Raw genomic sequence first — 13,673 nt, forward strand, 5'->3', positions numbered from 1 at the left:
GTACTTCGCCTCCCCGTCGCGTGTCCGGTCCGCCCGCCTGCGCCCCCTGAGCGTGTCGAAGGGAGGCTCCGTCACTCGCGCGCCTTCGACCCGCACGCTCCCTCACGCTCCCTGAGCTCCTCGAAGGGAGGTTACGTTACGTCCCTTCGACAGGCTCAGGGACCGCCCTTCGACAGGCTCAGGGACCGCCCTTCGACAGGCTCAGGGACCGTGTGGCTGAGGGACCGCCCTTCGACAGGCTCAGGGACCGTGGGGCTCAGGGACAGCCCTTCGACAGGCTCAGGGACCGTGGGCTCAGGGAACGGGAGGGGCGACGGCGCGCGGGTTGGCGAGGATGTCGGCGAAGGCGAGTTCCGCCGCACCCACCATCAGGATGTCGCGGCCGAGGCGCGCGCGTTCGATGCGCACGTCATCACGCGGGCCGCGCATGGCCTGACCGCGCATCGCCCGGTCGAGCGCCACCGGTGCCACGGCGTGGAGCAATCCGAGGAAGCCGCCCAGCACGATGACCCCCGGGTTGAGCAGGTTCACGGCGTTGCGCAGCGCGATGCCGAGAAAACCGACCTGTGCATCCACCACCCGGGCGAGAGCGGCCGGCGGCGCATCCGACGCGTACGCCGCTCCCAGTTCGTCCTCCAGTCGCTCCGATTCGCCTGGCGCGAGGCCCAGCGCATCGAGCAGCGGCGCGCGCGACACCTCCGTCTCGAGACACCCGTTCGCCCCGCAGTGACACAGGGCACCACCGCTCGAGACGAGTGTGTGGCCCAGCTCGCCGGCGTAGCCCGCGGCACCCGTGAGCAGCGCTCCGCCGCTGATGACGCCGCCTCCGATACCGCTGGCACCACCGTTCAGGTAGAGGATGTTGTCCGCCCCGCGGCCCGCACCGAAGACCTTCTCGGCGTTGGCGCCGAGGCTCGCGTCGTTCGCAGCGCGCACCGGGAAGCCGGTGGCCTCGCGCAGCAACTGGGCGATGGGTTCGTCGTTCCACTCGAGGTGCGGCGCGTAGGTGACCATGCCGTCCTCCGCGCGGGTGAGCCCGGGCACCGCCACCCCGACGCCGACGATGCGCGGTGCACCGGGGCGCGAGCGGATGTCGTGGACGATGGCGGCGGAGATGTCGACCACCTCCCGCGCGGAGGGGATGGCGGGCGTCTCGTGCCGCACCCGGTGCAGCATGCCGCCGCCGAGCCCGACCAGTCCGACCGTGATGGCGTCGATCTCGGGGTTGATGGCGATCGCCGCCGTGCTCGCATCCGCATGCACGGTCGGACTCGGCCTGCCGATCGCGTTGCTGCCCATCGGCGCGGCCTCGTAGGCGAGACCGAGTTCGGCGAGCTGGGTGGCAAGAGTGGCGATCGTGGAGCGGTTGAGACCGGTGGCACGGGTGAGTTCGGCCCGCGAGTGCGGCCCGTCGTGGTGCACCAACGACAGCACGGTTGCGAGGTTGGAGCGCCGCGCGGAATCACCCGCGCCCCCACTCGCACCCGTGCCCGCCGGGGTCGGGCGTGCCTCGGTCACGGTCCTTCCCCGACGGTCGAGTCAGTCAACGCGAGCGCTGGTCACCGAGTGCTGAACGCGGCGTCGAACGACGCCGTGGGCGGGTCGAACGCGAGGCTGCGCACGAACTCGAGGGCCTCCGGCGCTCCCACCAGACGGTCCATACCGGCATCCTCCCACTCCACGGAGATCGGGCCGTCGTAGCCGATGGTGTTCATCATGCGGAAGCACTTCTCCCACGGCACGTCGCCGTGGCCGGTCGAGACGAAGTCCCAGCCGCGTCGCGGGTCGGACCAGGCGAGGTGGGAACCGAGAATGCCGTTCCGCCCGTTGCCGGTGTTGAGCTTGGCGTCCTTGCAGTCCACGTGGAAGATCTTGTCGCGGAACTCGTACATGAAGTCGGCCGCGTCGAGGTTCTGCCAGACGAAGTGGCTCGGGTCCCAGTTGAGACCGAAGGCCTCGCGGTGGCCGATCGCCTCGAGCGCCGCGTGGGTGCTCCAGTAGTCGTAGGCGATCTCACTCGGGTGCACCTCGTGGGCGAAGCGCACCCCCACCTCGTCGAAGACGTCGAGGATCGGGTTCCAGCGGTCGGCGAAGTCCTTGTAGCCGGCGTCGATCAGGTCCTGCGACACGGGCGGGAACATCGCGATGTACTTCCAGATGGACGACCCGGTGAAACCGATCACGGTCTTCACGCCGAGTCGGGCCGCCGTGCGTGCGGTGTTCTTCATCTCCTCGGCCGCACGCTGCCGCACGCCCTCCGGGTCGCCGTCGCCCCAGACGCTGTCGGGCAGGATGTCGCGGTGCCGCTGGTCGATCGGATCGTCGCAGACCGCCTGGCCCTTCAGGTGGTTGGAGATCGCCCACACCTTGAGGTTGTACTTCTCGAGCAGGGCGAGCTTCTCGGCGATGTAGTCGTCGTCGGTCGCTCCGCGGTTCACGTCGAGGTGGTCGCCCCAGCAGGCGATCTCGAGTCCGTCGTATCCCCATTCGGAGGCGAGGCGCGCGACCTCCTCGAAGGGGAGGTCGGCCCACTGGCCGGTGAAGAGAGTGATCGGACGTGCCATGGTCGTTCCTCCTGTGGATTCGTTGGGGTCGGGATGTCGTGGGGAGCGGGTCAGCTGGTCGCGGTCCAGGCGCTGCCGTTGTCGGAGCTGGCCTCGACGGCGTCCAGCACCTGCTGCACCTGGAGCCCGTCGGCGAACGACGGTGTGGGCTGCGTGCCGCCCGCGATGGCCTCCAAAAAGTCCTTCGCCTGGTGGGAGAAGCCGTGCTCGTAGCCGATCATGTGACCGGTGGGCCACCAGGCGGACATGTAGGGGTGGTCGGGTTCGGTCACGTAGATCTTCTTGAAGCCGAGCTCGGTGTCCGGCGCGGTCGCGTCGTAGTAGTCGAGCGAGTTCATGTCCTCGAGGTCGAAGGAGATCGCGCCCTTCGATCCGGAGACCTCGATGCGCAGGGCATTCTTCCGCCCGGTGCTGAAGCGCGTGGCCTCGAACGAACCGACGCCGCCGCCCTCGAACCGGCCGGTGAACAGCGCCAGGTCGTCGACGGTGACCTCGCCGCGCTCCTCCGACGCCGTGCCGGACAGGCCCCGGCCCGCCGCGAGCAGGGGCCGCTCCTTCACGAGCGTCTCGAGGATGCCCGACACGCTGGTGAGGCGACGCCCGGTGATGAACTGGGCCAGGTCGATGGCGTGGGCGCCGATGTCGCCGAGGGCCCCTGAGCCGGCGAGCTCCTTCTTCATGCGCCACGTGAGCGGCGCTTCGGGGTCGACCAGCCAGTCCTGCAGATAGTTGGCACGCACCTGGCGGATCTCGCCGATCTTGCCGGCGGCCACGAGGTCGCGGGCGAAGGTGGCGGCCGGGACCCGGCGGTAGGTGAATCCGACCATCGCATACACGCCCTTGGCCGCGGCCCGCTCGGCGGCCTCTGCCATGGCGCGCGCCTCCTCGACCGTGTTGGCCAGCGGCTTCTCGCACATCACGTGCTTGCCGGCATCCAATGCCGCGATCGCGATCTCGGCGTGCGAGTCACCGGGCGTGACGATGTCGATGATGTCGATGTCGTCGCGTTCGATGGCGCGGCGCCAATCGGTGTCGCTCTCCTGCCAGCCCCACTTGGTGGCTGCCTCGGACACGGCCTCCGCATTGCGGCCGACGACGAGGGTCATTTCGGGCGAAACGGGCAGATCGAAGAACCGGGGCGCGACGCGCCAGCCTTGCGAATGCGCGGCTCCCATGAAGCCGTATCCGATCATTCCGACGCGCAGTGGGGAGGCTGACATGGTGGCTTTTCCTTCTCTTCGTGTATCGGTGGCTCGTCCGGGACCGACGAGGACGTCGGTGCGGAGCACGCCTCCGCCGGACGGCGGGGCACGGCCTCCGCGGCACGTTCCTCGCGTGAGCCGTGCTCGACGAGAGTCCGCGTCAACGGTGACGTTTCCTGCAACATAACAGAGCCGCACCCGGCCGTGCGGATCGCGGAAGCCGCGTTCCGACCGGGACACTGGTCTCCTTCCAGAATATGTTGTAGCCTTCAACAAATCGAGTCCCAATGACGTGAAAGAAGTGATGATGAGCGTGCAACCCACTCGCGAGGACAAGTTCTCCTTCGGCCTCTGGACCATCGGCTACAACGGCACCGACCCGTTCGGTGGCCCCACCCGCCCCGAGCTCGACGTCGTGGAGGCGGTCACTCGCCTCAGCGAACTGGGTGCCTACGGCCTGACCTTCCATGACGACGACCTCTTCGCCTTCGGATCCACCGACGCCGAGCGCCAGAAGCAGATCGACCGCCTCAAGCAGGCCCTGTCCGACACCGGCCTCGTCGTGCCGATGGTCACGACCAACCTGTTCAGCGCCCCCGTCTTCAAGGACGGCGGTTTCACCTCGAACGACCGTGCCGTGCGCCGCTTCGCACTCCGCAAGGTGCTCCGCAACATCGACCTCGCCGCCGAGCTCGGCGCGAAGACGTTCGTCATGTGGGGCGGCCGTGAGGGCAGCGAGTACGACGCGGCCAAGGACATCCAGGGCGCCCTCGAGCGCTACCGCGAGGCCGTCAACCTCATGGGCGACTACGTGACCGACAAGGGCTACGACATCCGCTTCGCCATCGAGCCGAAGCCGAACGAGCCGCGCGGTGACATCCTGCTGCCGACGCTCGGCCACGCCCTCGCGTTCATCGAGACGCTGGAGCGCCCCGAGCTCGTCGGCATCAACCCCGAGGTCGGCCACGAGCAGATGGCCGGGCTGAACTTCACCCACGGCATCGCCCAGGCGCTGTACCAGGGCAAGCTCTACCACATCGATCTCAACGGGCAGCGCGGCATCAAGTACGACCAGGACCTCGTGTTCGGTCACGGCGACCTGCAGAACGCGTTCTCGCTCGTCGACCTGCTCGAGAACGGCGGCCCGAACGGTGGCCCCGCCTACGACGGTCCGCGCCACTTCGACTACAAGCCGAGCCGCACCGAGGACATCACCGGAGTCTGGGACTCCGCTGCCGCCAACATGCGCATGTACCTGCTGCTCAAGGAGCGCGCCGCGGCCTTCCGCGCCGACCCCGAGGTGCAGGAGGCGCTCACGGCGTCGCGCGTGGACGAGATCCGCACCAACACGCTGAACGACGGCGAAAGCTACGACGACCTGCTCGCCGACTCGAGCGCGTACGAGGACTTCGACGCGAGCGCGTACTTCGGCGGCAAGGGCTTCGGCTTCGTCCGCCTGCAGCAGCTGGCCCTCGAGCACCTGCTCGGCGCCCGCTGATGTCCCGCCGAACTGCCCACCTCGGTGGGTCCTTCGTCGGCCCGATGAGCCGGAGCGGGCAGTTCGGCGGCGCGCGGTGACGCTCGTCGCGGGGGTCGACTCCTCCACCCAGAGCTGCAAGGTCGTCATCCGGGATGCGGACAGCGGCGCCCTGGTGCGATCGGGGCGCGCGAGCCACCCCGACGGCACGGAGGTCGACCCGGTCGCCTGGCTGACCGCCCTGCAGTCCGCGATCGGCGACGCCGGAGGCATCGACGATGTGGCCGCGATCTCGATCGCCGGCCAGCAGCACGGCATGGTCGTGCTCGACTCGGCCGGACGGGTGATCCGGAACGCGCTCCTGTGGAACGACACGCGGAGCGCGCAGGCGGCCGCCGACCTGATCGACGAGGTCGGTGCTGCCGCGTACGCCCGCCGCAGCGGATCGGTTCCGGTCGCATCCTTCACCGCCACGAAGCTGCGGTGGCTGCGGGACGCGGAACCGGACAACGCCGCGCGCGTCGCCGCGGTCGCACTCCCCCACGACTGGCTGACCTGGCGTCTTCGCGGCTACGGTCCGGAGGGGGAGAGCCCCCTCGGACCCGTGCTCGAGGAGTTGACCACCGACCGCTCCGACGCGAGCGGCACCGGGTACTGGAACCCCGCGCGCGGCGAGTACGACCTCGACCTGTTCGCCCTCGCGCTCGGACGGCCGGGCCGCGAGGCGGTCGGGAACGAGGCGGGTGCGGTCGCGGACGACACCGATGCGGTGCTGCTGCCCAAGGTGCTCGGCCATGCCGACCGCGCGGGCAGCCTGCCCGACCGGCCCGACGTGGTCGTCGGCGTGGGCGCGGGAGACAACGCGGGCGCCGCACTCGGCATCGGTGCCGCAGCCGGCGACGTGGTGGTGTCCATCGGCACGAGCGGCACCGTGTTCGCGGTCGCCGAGGACCTCACCCCCGACGAGACCGGGTCGGTGGCGGGCTTCGCCGATGCGAGCGGGCTCTATCTGCCGCTCGTCGCCACCCTGAACGCAGCGCGCATCCTCACCTCCATCGGCGGTGTGCTCGGCGTGGATCACGACGAGTTCGCGCGACTCGCGCTCGAGGCGGAGCCCGGCTCCGGTGGCGCGGTGCTCGTGCCCTACTTCGAGGGCGAGCGCACGCCCAACCTGCCGAACGCCACCGCCAGCCTGCACGGGTTGACGATCGCGTCGACCACTCGCGGCAACCTGGCGCGCGCCGCCATCGAGGGGATGCTGTGCGGCCTCGCCGCGGGGCTCGACGCCGTGCGCGTACTCGGAGTGCGCGATACGCGCATCCTGCTGATCGGCGGAGCGGCCCAGAACGCCGCGGTGCAGCACATCGCGGCGCAGGTGTTCGACTCGCCGGTGGCGATCCCCGCGCCCGGCGAGTACGTCGCCGACGGTGCGGCGGTGCAGGCGGCGTGGGCGCTCACCGGCACTCGGCCGACCTGGTCGACGGAGATCGTCGCGACCCCCGAATCCGACACCCGACCCGTCATCCGCGAGCAGTACGCGCGGCACGCCGGCTGACCCGTCCGGTCCCTCAGCTCGTCGGGCACTGGGCTCGTCGGGGGCGTTGGGTCCCTTCGACAGGCTCAGGGACCGTGGGCGGCTCAGGGACCGTGGGCGGCTCAGGGACCGTGGGCGGCTCCGGGACCGTGGGTGGTCAGGGCCGGTGTGACAGCGCGAGGGCGCGACCGGCCTCCTCCAGCCAGCGCAGCGGGTTCGCCAGCGCGGCGTCGAGGCCACCGGCCGCCTGCACGAGGGAGACAGCGGCGGCGAAGCCGTCGGTCGGTGCAGCGATGCTGCCCGCGACGAGCATCGCCCGACCACCCGCTGCGGCGCCGAGCTCCGCCACGTAGCTCGGCACCTTGCCCTCCGAGGACTGGGCGTCGAACCGGCCCTCCCCCGTGATCGCCACATCCGCCTCGGCGAGCACCTCCGGCAGGCCGAGCGCCTCCCCGACCGCGGCCGCACCCGGCGCCATGGCGGCGCCCCAGGCGAGGAGTCCGAAGCCCGTTCCCCCCGCCGCACCGGTGCCGGGCGCAACAGGATCCGCGCGCAGCTGACGGGCCAGCACTGCCAGTCCCGCCTCCAGTTCGGCGACCGTGTCCGGGTCTGCGCCCTTCTGCGGGCCGAAGACCGCTGCGGCACCGCTCGGACCGAGTAGTGGGCTGATGACGTCGCTGAGGATGCGCACCCCGCCACGGGGAAGCGCCCGGAGCCGGGACGTGTCCACCCGGCGGAGCGAAGCGAGGCCGCGCCCGCCCGACGCGATCGGATGCTCGTCCGCGTCGAGGAACCGTGCGCCGAGCGCCGAGAGAGCACCGACCCCGCCGTCGGTGGACGAGCTGCCGCCGATGGCGAGGAGCAGGCGCCGCACTCCGGTGTCGAGGGCGTGCGCGATCGCCTCGCCGAATCCCTCGGTGTGCGCGTCGAGCGGGCGCAGCGGGTCGAGCAGGGTGATGCCGCTGGTCGACGCGAGCTCGACCACGCCCGTGCCGTCGGGTAGCGCCAGCCAGCTCGAGTCGACCGGCCGGTCGTCCGGCCCGGTGACGCGCACCGGCACCCGCACCGAGCCGGGAACGGCGAGCTCGAAGGCGTCGAGCGTGCCCTCCCCGCCGTCCGCCATGGGCATGAGTCGGAGGAGGTCCTGCGGCCGTACCGCGGCCCAGCCCCGGGCGATGGCACGCGCCACCTCGGTCGCTGCTGCACTGCCCTTGAACGAATCGGGGGCGAGAACCACTCGCTGGGGCACTTCGGCGCTGTCCACGATCCCAGCGTGGCAGACGCGCTCCGCGGCCGCGAACCGATTCGTCAGCCGAGGGCGCGCTCCGCCAGACCGCGAACGTACGACGCCTGCCCGGCGTGCTGCAGGTCGTCGGAAAGGATGCTGATGAGGCGCACTGCGAGCGTCACCGGCGGATCCCATGCCCGGTCGACCACCGCGTCGAAGTCCTCGTCGCGAAGCCCGGACAGATAGCGCATGGTGCGCTCGTGCACCGCGTCGTAATACCCGGCGAGGAGTTCGGCATCCGGCCGCACGGCCGCCACCTCGTCGGGGTCCTGTCCGTAGCCGGTGGCGTCCCGGTCGAACGGCAGCGCGAACCGGTCGACCCACGCCTCGGAGATCCATACCTCGTCCTCGCCCACGAGTTCGGCGATGTGGTTGTCCTGCACACGGCTGAGGTGCCAGATCAGCCAGGCGACGGTGTTCGCCTCGGCATCGGGACGAAAGCCGAGCACATCCGGCGACGCCTGCGAGGTCACGCCTCGCACGACGTCCCGGATGCGCTCGAAACCATCACCGAGCAGGTCGACGGATCTCACTAGCCGCGCGAGAGCCAGCCGAGCTTGGAGTTCTGCAACCAGCCGGCAACCGGTCGCTGCTGCTCGCCCTGCTGTGCGGCGAGAATGACCATGCCCAGGGTGAACAGCGGGATGAGCCACTGCAGAACCTTCTGCTGCTTCTGCGCGCTGGCCAGCGACTTCGACGAGGTGGCCGACGGCTCGGTGACTCCCGACCCGCCCTCGTCGGCGTGCTCCGCCATCTTCTTGCCCACGAGGCCCGAGTAGAACGACGTGGCGATGGCCGCACCGGTGAGCGCGAGTTTGACGTTCGTGTTCGTGCGGCTTTCGGGCTGGTTCTTCAGGCGCTCCTTGTTGCCGAGGATGAGACCGATGCCGCCGATGCCATGGATCACCATCGCGCCGAGCTGCACCGGTGCCCACTTGGCCCAGCCGATCGACGAGAGGCGCAGGCGCTCCTTCGGGTCGCGGGCCGCGGCGGTGCCGCCGTTCAGGCCCACGGCTCCCATCAGGGACCCACCGAACCAGGCGGCCAAACCGACGTCGTGCATGCTGCGGACGAGCGTATTGCGTTGTGACACGGTGTACTCCTTCTGTGTCCGGGCGAGACGATCCCGCACCGGGGTCGTACTGGGGCGGCGTGCTCGCTCGGAGGGTTCGGTCCGAGAGTGCGATCACGCCGTGTTCGGGGTGGCGTTCCTCAACGCCGTCGCTGCACCGGAACTCAGGCGGGTCCGCCGGAGGCGGTGTCCTCTTCGGTCTCGGCGTCGTCGTTGTCCATCTGGGAGCCGGTAGACGAGGGCTCGAGGTCGTCGTCCTCGTCGATCGCGTCCGATCCGACGGCGTCCTCTTCCTCGATGTCGTTTCCGCCCACCAGGTCCTCATTGTTCGTCATGGGGGAAACGTACGCTTCGCATCGTGCGCTGCACAGAGGCTTGCGCTCGGTGTTCATCAGGGAGTCGCCCGTTCGATGGGAACCCGTCGAGAGCCGCGCACGCGAAACGCCCCGGCCGAAAGGGCCGGGGCGTTCCGTTGCGATGGGTGCGGGTGTCAGCGCGCCGCGCTCGAGGAGCGACGCTTGTTGTAGACGTCGAACGCCACCGCGAGCAGCAGCACCAGGCCCTTGATGAACTGCTGGTAGTCCGTGCTCACCCCGAGCAGGGACATGCCGTTGTTCAGCACGCCGACGATGAGTCCACCCGTGATGGCGCCGACCACCGTGCCGATACCACCGGTGACCGCAGCGCCACCGATGAACGAGGCCGCGATGGCGTCGAGCTCGAACAGGTTTCCTGCGCCCGGACCGGCCGAGTTGAGACGACCGGTGAACACGATGCCGGCGAGTGCGGCGAGCACGCCGATGTTCACGAACAGGTAGAAGTCCACGCGCTTGGTGTTGATGCCGGACAGCTGAGCGGCGTGCAGGTTGCCGCCGCGAGCGTAGATGTGGCGACCGAAGACGCTGTTGCTCATCACCGCGCTGTAGACCACCACGAGCACGCCGAGCACCACGAGCACGATCGGCGTTCCGCGGGTCTGCGACAGCAGGTAGGTGACGCCGAGCACGAGGACGGCGGTGAACAGCAGCTTCGTCAGGAACCACGCGAACGGCTCGTCCTCGAGGTCGAGCTTCACCCGCGCGCGCCGTCCGCGCACCTGCTGGAGCACGAGCATGATGGTCGCGAGCACACCGAGACCGACGGTGATCCACTCGTACGGCGCCACGGAGGCGGGGAACACCGACGGGAAGAGCGTGCCGCTACCGAGCTGGCGGTACTCGTTGGGGAACGGGGTGATCTGCTGGTTGCCGAGCACGATCTGGGTGAGACCGCGGAATATCAGCATGCCCGCGAGCGTCACGATGAACGCCGGAATGCCGATATAGGCCACCCAGAATCCCTGCCACGCCCCGACCAGCGCTCCGATGACGAGTCCGGCGAGGATGGCGACCCACCAGGGCTGACCCCAGTCGACCGCGATCACGCCGGTCATCGCTCCCACGAACGCCGCCACGGATCCCACCGACAGGTCGATGTGCCCGGCGATGATGATCATCACCATGCCGATGGCGAGGATCAGGATGTAGCTGTTCTGCACGATGATGTTCGACACGTTCGCCGGGCGGAGCAGGGCACCGTCGGTCAGGATCTGGAAGAGCACCACGATGACGAGAAGTGCGACGAAGATGCCGATCTGGCGCAGCTGGCTCGCCAGGAACCCCCCGACGTCTTTGATTGAGGCCATGCGAGTTATTCCTTTTCCTTGGTCATGTACGACATGAGAACTTCGGGGGTGGCGTCGGCGATGGGCACCTGACCGGTGATCCGTCCCTCGGCCAGGGCGTAGATGCGGTCGCAGATGCCGAGCAGTTCCGGCAGCTCGGACGAGATCACGATCACGGCCTTGCCGTCGGCGACGAGCTGATTGATGATCGTGTAGATCTCGTACTTCGCGCCGACGTCGATGCCGCGCGTGGGCTCATCGAGGATGAGCACGTCGGGATCGGCGAACATCCACTTCGACAGCACGACCTTCTGCTGGTTGCCGCCGGAGAGCTTGCCGGTCAGTGACGACACCGACGGGGCCTTGATGTTCATGCTCTTGCGGTAGCCGTTCGCGACGATCGTCTCCTGACGACCGTCGACGAATCCCCGCTTCGCGAGCTTGCCGAGGGATGCGGTGGAGATGTTCCGCTTGATGTCCTCGATCAGGTTGAGGCCGTAGCGCTTGCGGTCCTCGGTCGCATAGGCGATGCCGTGGCCGATCGCCTCGCTGACCGTGCGGGTCTTGATCTCCTTGCCGTACTTGTAGACCCGGCCGGAGATGTTCGATCCGTAGGAGCGCCCGAAGACGCTCATCGCGAGTTCGGTCCGTCCGGCGCCCATCAGCCCGGCGATGCCGACGACCTCGCCGGCGCGCACGGTGAGGGACGCGTTGTCGACGACCACTCGGGCGTGCTCGAGCGGGTGGTGCACGGTCCAGTCCTCGATCCGCAGCACCTCCTCGCCGATGTGCGACGTGCGGTCGGGGTACCGGCTCTGCAGGTCGCGCCCGACCATGCCCTTGATGATGCGTTCCTCGCTGATGTCGTCGTGCATCAGATCGAGCGTCTCGATGGTCTTACCGTCGCGGATGATCGTGACCTCGTCGGCGATGGCCTTGATCTCGTTCAGCTTGTGGCTGATGATGATCGACGTGATGCCCTGCTGCTTGAGGTGACGGAGCAGGTCGAGCAGGTGCGCGGAGTCCTCGTCGTTGAGGGCGGCGGTGGGCTCGTCGAGGATGAGCAGCTTGACCTCTTTGGAGAGGGCCTTGGCGATCTCCACGAGCTGCTGCTTGCCCACCCCGATGTCGGTGATGCGGGTGATCGGGTTGTCGCGGAGTCCGACCCTCGCGAGGAGCTTGGCCGCCTCGAGGTTGGTCTTCTGCCAGTCGATCATTCCGCGGGTCTGGATCTCGTTGCCGAGGAAGATGTTCTCGGCGATCGAGAGGAACGGGCTGAGCGCCAGCTCCTGGTGGATGATGACGACGCCGCTCTTCTCGCTGTCGCGGATGTCGCGGAACTCGACCGTCTTGCCCTCGAACACGATGTCGCCGGTGTAGGTGCCGTGCGGGTAGACGCCCGACAGCACCTTCATGAGCGTGGACTTGCCCGCTCCGTTCTCGCCGCAGATCGCGTGCACCTCGCCGCGGCCGACCGTCAGGTTGACGTTCTGGAGGGCCTTCACCCCGGGGAACGTCTTGGTGATGTCCCGCATCTCGAGGATGTGATCGGCCATGAACTGCCTCACTTTTCGTTCAGTGTGTTGATGGGAATCGGTCCGGCGGGAGTCGCCTCCCGCCGGACCGGTCGTGCGGAGGTGTTACTGGAGCTCTTCAGCGGTGTAGTACCCGCTGTCGACCAGGACCTCTTCGTAGTTGTCCACCGTGACGATCGTCGACTCGAGCAGGTACGAGGGCACGACCTTCACGCCGTTGTCGTACGTCTCCTCGTCGTTCACCTCGGGCTCCTCGCCGTTCAGCAGGTCGTCCACCATGGTGACCGCGCGCTCGCCGAGCTCGCGGGTGTCCTTGAAGATGGTCGAGTACTGCTCGCCGGCGATGATCGACTTCACGGAGCCGACCTCGGCGTCCTGACCGGTGATGACCGGCAGGTCGTCGGCGGAGTATCCGCCGGAGGTCAGCGCCGAGATGATGCCGATCGAGAGGCCGTCGTAGGGCGAGAGCACGCCGTCGAGACGGGCGCCGCCACCGACGGTGATGAGGTTCTCCATGCGGGCCTGCGCCGTGGCTGGGAGCCAGCGCAGAATAGCCGCCTGCTCGAAGTCGGTCTGGCCGCTCGGAACGACGAGCACACCACTGTCGAGGTAGGGCTGCAGGGTGTCGATCGCGCCGTCCCAGAAGAAGTTGGCGTTGTTGTCGTCGGGGCTACCGGCGAACAGCTCGACGTTGAACGGGCCGGCCTCGCCGGTCTCGTTGCCCTCGGCGTCGACCACGCCGAGACCCTGGAGCAGCGAGGTCGCCTGCTGCACGCCCACCTGGTAGTTGTCGAACGTCGTGTAGTAGTCGACGTTCTCCGTGCCGTTGATGAGGCGGTCGTAGGCGATCACCGGGATGCCGGCGTCCGCGGCGGACTGCAGCACGTCGGTGAGCGTCGTTCCGTCGATCGAGGCGACGATCAGGGCGTTGACGCCCGTGGAGATCATGTTCTCGATCTGGGAGATCTGCGTGGGGATGTCGTCGTTGGCGTACTGCAGGTCGACGTTGTAGCCGAGCTCCTCGAGCGAGGCCTCGACGTTCTCACCATCGGCGATCCAGCGCTCCGACTGCTGCGTCGGCATCGCGACGCCGACGGTCAGGTCCTCGGGGGCGGCATCCTCGACGGCTTCCTGGCCGCCGCCGCGGCCACCGCCGGAGCAGGCGGTGAGCGACAATGCGAGGCTCGCGGCTGCGATGCCGGCGAACACCTTTCGTGAATTCACTGTGTTTCCTTTCGTCGTGCTGCTGGACTGACTGTGGAGCAAAGGGTGCTCGAGGTTCCGGCCGCGTCCATGGCCGAACCTGGGTTCCCGCCGATCGTTCGGGTGATCGACAAG

At 68.7% G+C, this 13,673-nt stretch carries 12 protein-coding genes; 2 read left to right on the forward strand and 10 right to left on the reverse strand.

What is annotated here, in order from left to right:
- Positions 1-294 precede the first annotated feature (294 nt).
- From EY822_RS03855 to EY822_RS03865, 3 genes are read right to left on the reverse strand one after another with little or no spacing between them, the layout of a single operon-like run.
- Positions 295-1,518, reverse strand: coding sequence for an ROK family protein (locus tag EY822_RS03855; protein WP_150307066.1), 1,224 nt, complete (start codon positions 1,516-1,518; stop codon positions 295-297).
- Positions 1,519-1,559: 41 nt separating this feature from the next.
- A complete protein-coding gene (locus EY822_RS03860; RefSeq protein WP_150307067.1) occupies positions 1,560-2,564 on the reverse strand; it encodes a sugar phosphate isomerase/epimerase family protein in 1,005 nt (334 codons plus the stop codon).
- Positions 2,565-2,614: 50 nt separating this feature from the next.
- Positions 2,615-3,757, reverse strand: coding sequence for a Gfo/Idh/MocA family protein (locus EY822_RS03865; RefSeq protein WP_150308746.1), 1,143 nt, complete (start codon positions 3,755-3,757; stop codon positions 2,615-2,617).
- 316 nt (positions 3,758-4,073) lie between these two features.
- Between EY822_RS03865 and xylA the strand changes: the two genes are divergently transcribed.
- Together xylA and EY822_RS03875 are read left to right on the forward strand one after the other, a co-directional pair.
- Entirely contained in the window at positions 4,074-5,264 is a 1,191-nt protein-coding gene (gene xylA / locus EY822_RS03870; protein ID WP_150307068.1) for a xylose isomerase, read from the forward strand.
- Between the two features lie 76 nt (positions 5,265-5,340).
- A complete protein-coding gene (locus EY822_RS03875; RefSeq protein WP_150307069.1) occupies positions 5,341-6,798 on the forward strand; it encodes a xylulokinase in 1,458 nt (485 codons plus the stop codon).
- Between the two features lie 136 nt (positions 6,799-6,934).
- Here EY822_RS03875 and EY822_RS03880 read toward each other — a convergent pair whose 3' ends face one another.
- The 7 genes from EY822_RS03880 to chvE all read right to left on the reverse strand — a co-directional run bounded on the left by EY822_RS03880 (position 6,935) and on the right by chvE (position 13,559).
- Positions 6,935-8,041, reverse strand: coding sequence for a glycerate kinase (locus tag EY822_RS03880; protein WP_227497007.1), 1,107 nt, complete (start codon positions 8,039-8,041; stop codon positions 6,935-6,937).
- 44 nt (positions 8,042-8,085) lie between these two features.
- A complete protein-coding gene (locus EY822_RS03885) occupies positions 8,086-8,598 on the reverse strand; it encodes a mycothiol transferase (protein ID WP_150307071.1) in 513 nt (170 codons plus the stop codon).
- Positions 8,598-9,158, reverse strand: a complete 561-nt coding sequence (locus EY822_RS03890) for a hypothetical protein (RefSeq protein WP_150307072.1) — start codon at positions 9,156-9,158, stop codon at positions 8,598-8,600. The genes EY822_RS03885 and EY822_RS03890 overlap by 1 nt, the downstream gene beginning before the upstream one ends.
- A 143-nt stretch (positions 9,159-9,301) precedes the next feature.
- Positions 9,302-9,472, reverse strand: coding sequence for a hypothetical protein (locus tag EY822_RS15300; RefSeq protein WP_227497008.1), 171 nt, complete (start codon positions 9,470-9,472; stop codon positions 9,302-9,304).
- 155 nt (positions 9,473-9,627) lie between these two features.
- Positions 9,628-10,821 (reverse strand): multiple monosaccharide ABC transporter permease, encoded by a 1,194-nt coding sequence (gene mmsB, locus EY822_RS03895; protein ID WP_150307073.1) that lies wholly within the window; start codon positions 10,819-10,821, stop codon positions 9,628-9,630.
- A gap of 5 nt (positions 10,822-10,826) precedes the next feature.
- Complete coding sequence (mmsA, locus tag EY822_RS03900) at positions 10,827-12,356, reverse strand: multiple monosaccharide ABC transporter ATP-binding protein (protein WP_150307074.1); 1,530 nt, start codon at positions 12,354-12,356, stop codon at positions 10,827-10,829.
- A gap of 84 nt (positions 12,357-12,440) precedes the next feature.
- On the reverse strand, positions 12,441-13,559 hold the full coding sequence (chvE, locus tag EY822_RS03905; protein WP_150307075.1) for a multiple monosaccharide ABC transporter substrate-binding protein: 1,119 nt from the start codon (positions 13,557-13,559) through the stop codon (positions 12,441-12,443).
- Between the last annotated feature and the right edge of the window lie 114 nt (positions 13,560-13,673).

Source organism: Planctomonas psychrotolerans, assembly GCF_008642235.1.
Classification (GTDB): domain Bacteria; phylum Actinomycetota; class Actinomycetes; order Actinomycetales; family Microbacteriaceae; genus Planctomonas; species Planctomonas psychrotolerans.